This is a genomic window from Weissella sp. DD23 (assembly GCF_001579105.1).
Lineage (GTDB): Bacteria > Bacillota > Bacilli > Lactobacillales > Lactobacillaceae > Weissella > Weissella cibaria.
Map to the genome: position 1 here is coordinate 4,570 of NZ_KQ970394.1, position 5,604 is coordinate 10,173.

The 5,604-nt window shown below is 45.7% G+C and carries 5 protein-coding genes and 1 tRNA gene; all 6 read left to right on the forward strand.

Annotation, left to right across the window (positions count from 1 at the left end; genetic code table 11):
• Nucleotides 1–1,273: O-acetylhomoserine aminocarboxypropyltransferase/cysteine synthase family protein (locus WEIDD23_RS07495; protein ID WP_062358882.1), on the forward strand; the 1,273-nt coding region annotated here is incomplete at its 5' end.
• Nucleotides 1,274–1,382: 109 nt separating this feature from the next.
• Entirely contained in the window at nucleotides 1,383–1,826 is a 444-nt protein-coding gene (locus WEIDD23_RS07500) for a hypothetical protein (RefSeq protein WP_010374263.1), read from the forward strand.
• On the forward strand, nucleotides 1,826–4,009 hold the full coding sequence (locus WEIDD23_RS07505; RefSeq protein ID WP_010374266.1) for a Tex family protein: 2,184 nt from the start codon (nucleotides 1,826–1,828) through the stop codon (nucleotides 4,007–4,009). Before WEIDD23_RS07500 ends, WEIDD23_RS07505 begins: the two co-directional genes overlap by 1 nt.
• A 77-nt stretch (nucleotides 4,010–4,086) precedes the next feature.
• Entirely contained in the window at nucleotides 4,087–4,422 is a 336-nt protein-coding gene (locus WEIDD23_RS07510; protein ID WP_010374268.1) for a hypothetical protein, read from the forward strand.
• Nucleotides 4,423–4,486: 64 nt separating this feature from the next.
• Nucleotides 4,487–4,570, forward strand: a tRNA-Leu gene (locus tag WEIDD23_RS07515).
• Nucleotides 4,571–4,838: 268 nt separating this feature from the next.
• Nucleotides 4,839–5,306 carry a hypothetical protein gene (locus tag WEIDD23_RS07520; protein WP_010374270.1) on the forward strand — a complete coding sequence of 156 codons (468 nt, stop codon included), beginning with the start codon at nucleotides 4,839–4,841 and terminating at the stop codon, nucleotides 5,304–5,306.
• Nucleotides 5,307–5,604: the final 298 nt, after the last annotated feature.

Below are 5,604 nucleotides of genomic sequence, written 5' to 3' on the forward strand. Positions count from 1 at the left end.
CGATACAATCGCACTTCATGGTGGCTACACGCCCGACGCTGAGGCCCACGCAACCAGCGTGCCAATTTATCAAACCACCTCGTATGTTTACGACAGCGCAGAAGATGCGGCAGAACAATTTGCTTTGGATAAGCCAGGACAGCTATACACCCGTTTCACGAATCCGACGACCGAAGTGCTTGAAAAGCGGTTGGCTGAGCTTGAAGGTGACGTTGGGGCCGTTGCCGTTGCATCGGGGATGGCTGCGATTAATTATGCGCTGGAAAATATCACGGTTGCGGGTGATCATTTGGTTGCCGCAAATACGCTATACGGAGGGACCCACAACTTGTTAGCGACGGCGTACCCACGACGCGGCGTGACCACGACATTTGTGGATATCGATGATTTGGTAGCGGTCAAGGCGGCAATTCAACTTAATACGAAGGCGCTTTACATTGAGTTAATTGGTAATCCAAATTCAAACATCGCAGATTTACGAGCCTTAGCCGAAGTAGCGCATGTGGCCGGCATTCCGTTGATTGTAGATAATACATTTGCAACAGCGTACCTTAATCGGGTGTTTGATTTTGGCGCTGATATTGTCGTGTACTCTGCCACAAAATTCCTATCAGGGCACGGAGCTGCGTTGGGTGGTATCGTGGTGGATAGCGGCCATTTTGACTGGACGCAAAATGACAAATTCCCGGGTCTGACAGAACCGGACGAAAGCTATCACGGGTTAGTGTATACCGAAAAGTTTGGCAACGCTGCGTACGTCAATCGGATTCGTTATAATTTGTTGCGGGATTCTGGGGCAACCCTATCGCCATTTAATGCCTGGTTAATTTTGCTGGGACTAGAGACATTATCATTGCGTGTGCAACGCCACGTTGACAATGCCCAGAAAATTGCTGAATTCTTAGCCCAACATCCGGCTGTGGCGTGGGTGAATTATGCGGGATTACCTGACAGCCCATACTATGAGTTGGCGCAAACATACTTACCAAAGGGGCCGGGGTCAATCTTCACCTTTGGGGTTGTTGGTGGGGCGTCAGCTGGTCGAAAAGTCTTGGATAGCGTCCAAGTCTTTACGCACTTCGCTTCGTCTGGTGAAGGAAAATCATCAATTTTGCATCCGGCCTCAACCTCACATGCGCAACTCAGTCCGGCAGAACTGTTGGCATCAGGGACCCGACCTGAAACGCTCCGTTTATCAGTTGGAATTGAGGACGTGGCTGATTTGATTGCGGATCTTGACCAGGCGTTGCAGTTGGCGGTAACTGAATCATAATTGTTTGCCCACCGATGTATGAGGTGGGCTTATTTTGTGGTGGCGAACTGGTATAATAAAAGCATTGTTTAAAAAGTTAACCGCCTAAATGGCAAGAGGAGATTTATTCATGGCTAAGATGAAGTTCGTGTCACCACAACAATATGCAACTAACTTGGGTCAAGTTATCCAATCAACTGAAGATGCTGGTAACAAGGTTGCACCATTCTTCGAGAAGCTTGATGATGCCATTATGGCTGACCAAGTGGCGGACATGCCAAAGGCTGATTTCCAAGAAATTTCAGTTGAATTTGATGAGGCAGTGGCAGTGTACAAGGATGCATCAGCTAAGATTAACGCCATGGCTGCACCCGTTCGTTTGATGGGCTTGCACCAATCAATGAAGAAGACGTTTACGGAATACGCTGCTGCGACTGAAGCAATGGCTGAATCATTGAACGTTGCTGACCAATCAATCGATATGGACAAGTTCAAGCAATCAGAGGCTGATCAAGACTCATTGATGGAGAAGTTCTTGGTACAAGTACGTCGTATTTTGACGACGGCAATGTAATGACGACGGTGGAAAACGACGCACTGACAATTGATATTGCGAGTGCAGTAGCAAAAGAATTAGCGTTGCCACTAACGAAAGTGACGGCGACGTCAGAATTATTGGCCGATGGGAATACGGTGCCATTCGTGGCGCGTTACCGTAAAGAAGTCACGGGAAATTTGGATGAAGTTCAAATCCGTGATATCCAGGCAGTGACGAAGCGCTTAGAAGATTTGCAAGCACGTAAGCAAACCGTTCAAAAGGCAATTGCTGAGCAAAAGGCGATGACGCCTAATTTGCTGAAAGCGTTGGCAGCGGCTGAAACAATGCAAGCAGTTGAAGATATTTATCTGCCTTATAAGCAAAAGCGCCGTACCAAGGCAACGATTGCCAAGGAAGCCGGATTGATGCCATTGGCACAATTGGTGCAAAAGTTTCCAACGACCGGCTTGCAAGCTGAGGCGGCAAAATTTGTGAACCCGGAGAAAGACTTGCCTGATATCGCGGCAGTTATGGCCGGCGTGCATGAAATTTTTGCGGAAGTGATTGGTGAAAATGCAGGGTTACGTGATTGGACACGTAAGTACACGCGTGATAATGGTCACCTAGTCTCGAAGTTGAAGCGTGGTGCGGGTGATAAGGATACCCAGGAAGTCTTTAAGTTGTACTATGAGTTCAGCATGCCAATCAGCAAAGTGGCAAACCACCAAATCTTGGCCATCAACCGTGGTGAAAATGAAGGTGTTTTGTCAGGTAGCATCGAAGCGGACGCTGAAGCGATTGCCCGTTATTTGAAATTCCGTTTGGTTGGTTCAAAAACGGGTGAGGCAGCTGATGTTTTGGTCGCGGCGGCTAATGACGCCTATAAGCGCTTTATTGGTCCCGCTATCGAACGCGAATTGCGCAAAGAACTTTTCGAACGGGCGGCTGGGGATGCAATCAAGGTCTTTGGTACGAATTTGTATCACCTACTAATGGCAGCACCGTTGCGTGGCAGGGTGGTACTGGGATTCGACCCAGGTATTCGAACTGGTTCAAAGTTGGCTGTGGTCGATGAGAACGGTAAGTTCCTAGAAAAGGCGGTTATCTATCCGCACCGTGCTGCCAAGTATGATCCGAAGGGTGCCAAAGAGACGATTATCAAGCTAGTTAAGCAGTACGGTGTTGCACTGGTAGCGATTGGTAACGGGACGGCATCGCGTGAGTCACAAACGTTTATTGCGGACATTATCAAGTCAGACTTACCTGATTTGCAATACGTAGTAGTTAATGAGTCCGGGGCGTCTGTTTATTCAGCTAGCGATGTGGCGCGAGAAGAGTTCCCAGACCTACAGGTTGAGCAACGTTCAGCAATTTCAATTGCCCGTCGTTTGCAAGACCCTATGGCAGAACTCATTAAAATTGATCCGCAGGCGGTTGGTGTGGGGCAATATCAGCACGATTTGCCAACCAAAGAGCTCGATGCTGAATTGGATGCGGTCTTGGAAACGGCCGTTAACCAGGTTGGCGTTAACTTGAATACGGCTTCACCACAATTGTTGACTCATATCGCTGGTTTGACGAAAACCACGGCGGCTAATATTGTGACGTATCGTGACGAAAATGGTCAATTTACATCACGAGCGCAATTAAAGAAGGTGCCAAAGCTTGGTCCTAAGGCATTTGAACAGGCTGCTGGGTTCTTGCGTTTACCAGATGCTAAGAATGCGTTGGATAATACGGATATTCACCCTGAGTCATACAAAATCGCGGAAGTCTTGTTGAAAGAGGCTGGTGTGACAACGCCGGGAGCTGAAGCTGGTCAAGCGTTGCGTCGCTTTAATAACCAAGCTACGGCGGATCGACTTGGGGTTGGGTTACCAACCTTGCAAGACGTGATTACCTCGCTAGGTAATCCAGGACGTGACTTACGTGACGATGCACCAGGAGCGGTCTTGCGTTCGGATGTGCTGTCATTAAAGGATTTGAAGCCGGGGATGCAGTTGCAAGGAACCGTTCGTAACGTGGTTGACTTCGGTGCCTTTGTCGACTTAGGTGTCCACGAAGATGGCCTGGTCCACATTTCACGGATGGCCAAGCGGATGGTCAAGAATCCGCATGAGATTGTGGCCGTTGGTGATATTGTGACAGTTTGGGTCGTTGACGTGGATGTAAAACGTGAACGTATCGGTCTGTCGATGGTTGCACCAAAGGAAAATTAAGCAAAAGAGCGAGCAGAATTGTTCGCTCTTTTTTGATGCAACCGGGTATAATAGCAACAATGAGGAGGAATGAAAACATGGCATTTTTAGACGTATTAAGTAAGGTCGCAAAAACAACTGGTAACGTGGTGTCGGAAATTGGCGCACAGGCACAAAAGGGTGGGGAGTATCTCGCTGATCCTGAGAATCAAGCTAAAATTAATGCAAAAGTTGATGAAATCAAGGATAAGGTGACCGGTCTGTTCGCGAAGGACAAGACAGAACAACAAGCGGAAGAACCAGTTGAACCAGAAGAACGTAAGGATGTTACACCGGCTGATGAAGACATCGTGCTAAAGTATGAGGATGTTGCAGAACCAGATAAGCAACCAGAAGTCTTGCAACCGCGGCAACACAAGGATGACGAGATCTAAGCGACTTGCATATCATCGGTATATCTGATAATATAATCTGTGCTGATAGTTTTAGCACAGACATGCGGTTGTGGCGGAATTGGCAGACGCGCAGGATTAAGGATCCTGTGGTAGAGATACCGTGCGGGTTCGACCCCCGCCAATCGCATAAATAGATTTAGAAACCCCGTTGGATGTGGCATGAATGCCTATCTGACGGGGTTTTTCGTTGGTGAGAGTCTCTGCGATAAGAGTGAGTATTCATAAAGTAACGGACTTTGTTTATTAGATTTTTGATGTATAAATGAATAAAATAGTGTTCAAATTAGCGTAATAAAATTAGCATTGAAGTATGACAATAGTCGGGCTTGATTCGGCAACGACAAACATCAAAAAAGCAGAAATAGAATTATGTTTGAATATTGGAGAGGATTAGCATGAAGATACAAGAAGTACTAGATGTTTTAAAGAACGCTGACTGGGATACCAACTGGTCTAGGCAAATATATGATGTTGAAGAAGGATTGGAGGATAAATATATAAGAAAAGATAGGGAAAAAAGTGCTGAATGTCAGATTCCAATAAAGCACCGAAGGGATTGGATAATACTTTGGGAGATTTATGGAAAAAAGATGTATGGAACAACCAATGCTACTCCTAATCAGCGATTTCACCTTGAAAACTATCTTCAATTTAAATTGCAGGATGGGCTGAAGTTAGATGATGATTTTGAAAAGAAATGTTACCGCTATATTAGGAATGCAGCACTAATTCTTTATATTAGAGAAATTGTTTTTAAAGAAACGGCAGAGTCGCTTAAGCCAATTGCAGAAAAGGTTGTTGAGCACTATAACAACGATAAGGATTTCCCAGCAAACAGCGCTGGGAAATTATCTAAAAGTTGAGTGCATTGTATAGGGCAAGTTAAACCACGTGAGTTCAAGGCACGTAGTTGAGGCTATTTTATCTAGTGTTCTAGTCACATGATTATTTTCAGATGATTTAAGGATTGACCTACCTTTGTGGATTATTCAACTGTGTAAGAAAGTCATATATGAAATAGATTAAGAATCAGTAGGAATGCTGGTTCTTTTTTTGTTCAAAAACCGGCAAATGTCAAAAAATAACTCAGCACTAAGCAAGAAACACCCTTTTTAGAAAGCGCTTACATAATACAATAGACCTCGTAGAAAGATTGTTACG

Coding starts and splice junctions, on each gene's coding strand:
- WEIDD23_RS07500 (WP_010374263.1), top strand. CDS start 1,383: ATGGCTAAGATGAAGTTCGTGTCACCACAACAATATGCAACTAACTTG.
- WEIDD23_RS07505 (WP_010374266.1), top strand. CDS start 1,826: ATGACGACGGTGGAAAACGACGCACTGACAATTGATATTGCGAGTGCA.
- WEIDD23_RS07510 (WP_010374268.1), top strand. CDS start 4,087: ATGGCATTTTTAGACGTATTAAGTAAGGTCGCAAAAACAACTGGTAAC.
- WEIDD23_RS07520 (WP_010374270.1), top strand. CDS start 4,839: ATGAAGATACAAGAAGTACTAGATGTTTTAAAGAACGCTGACTGGGAT.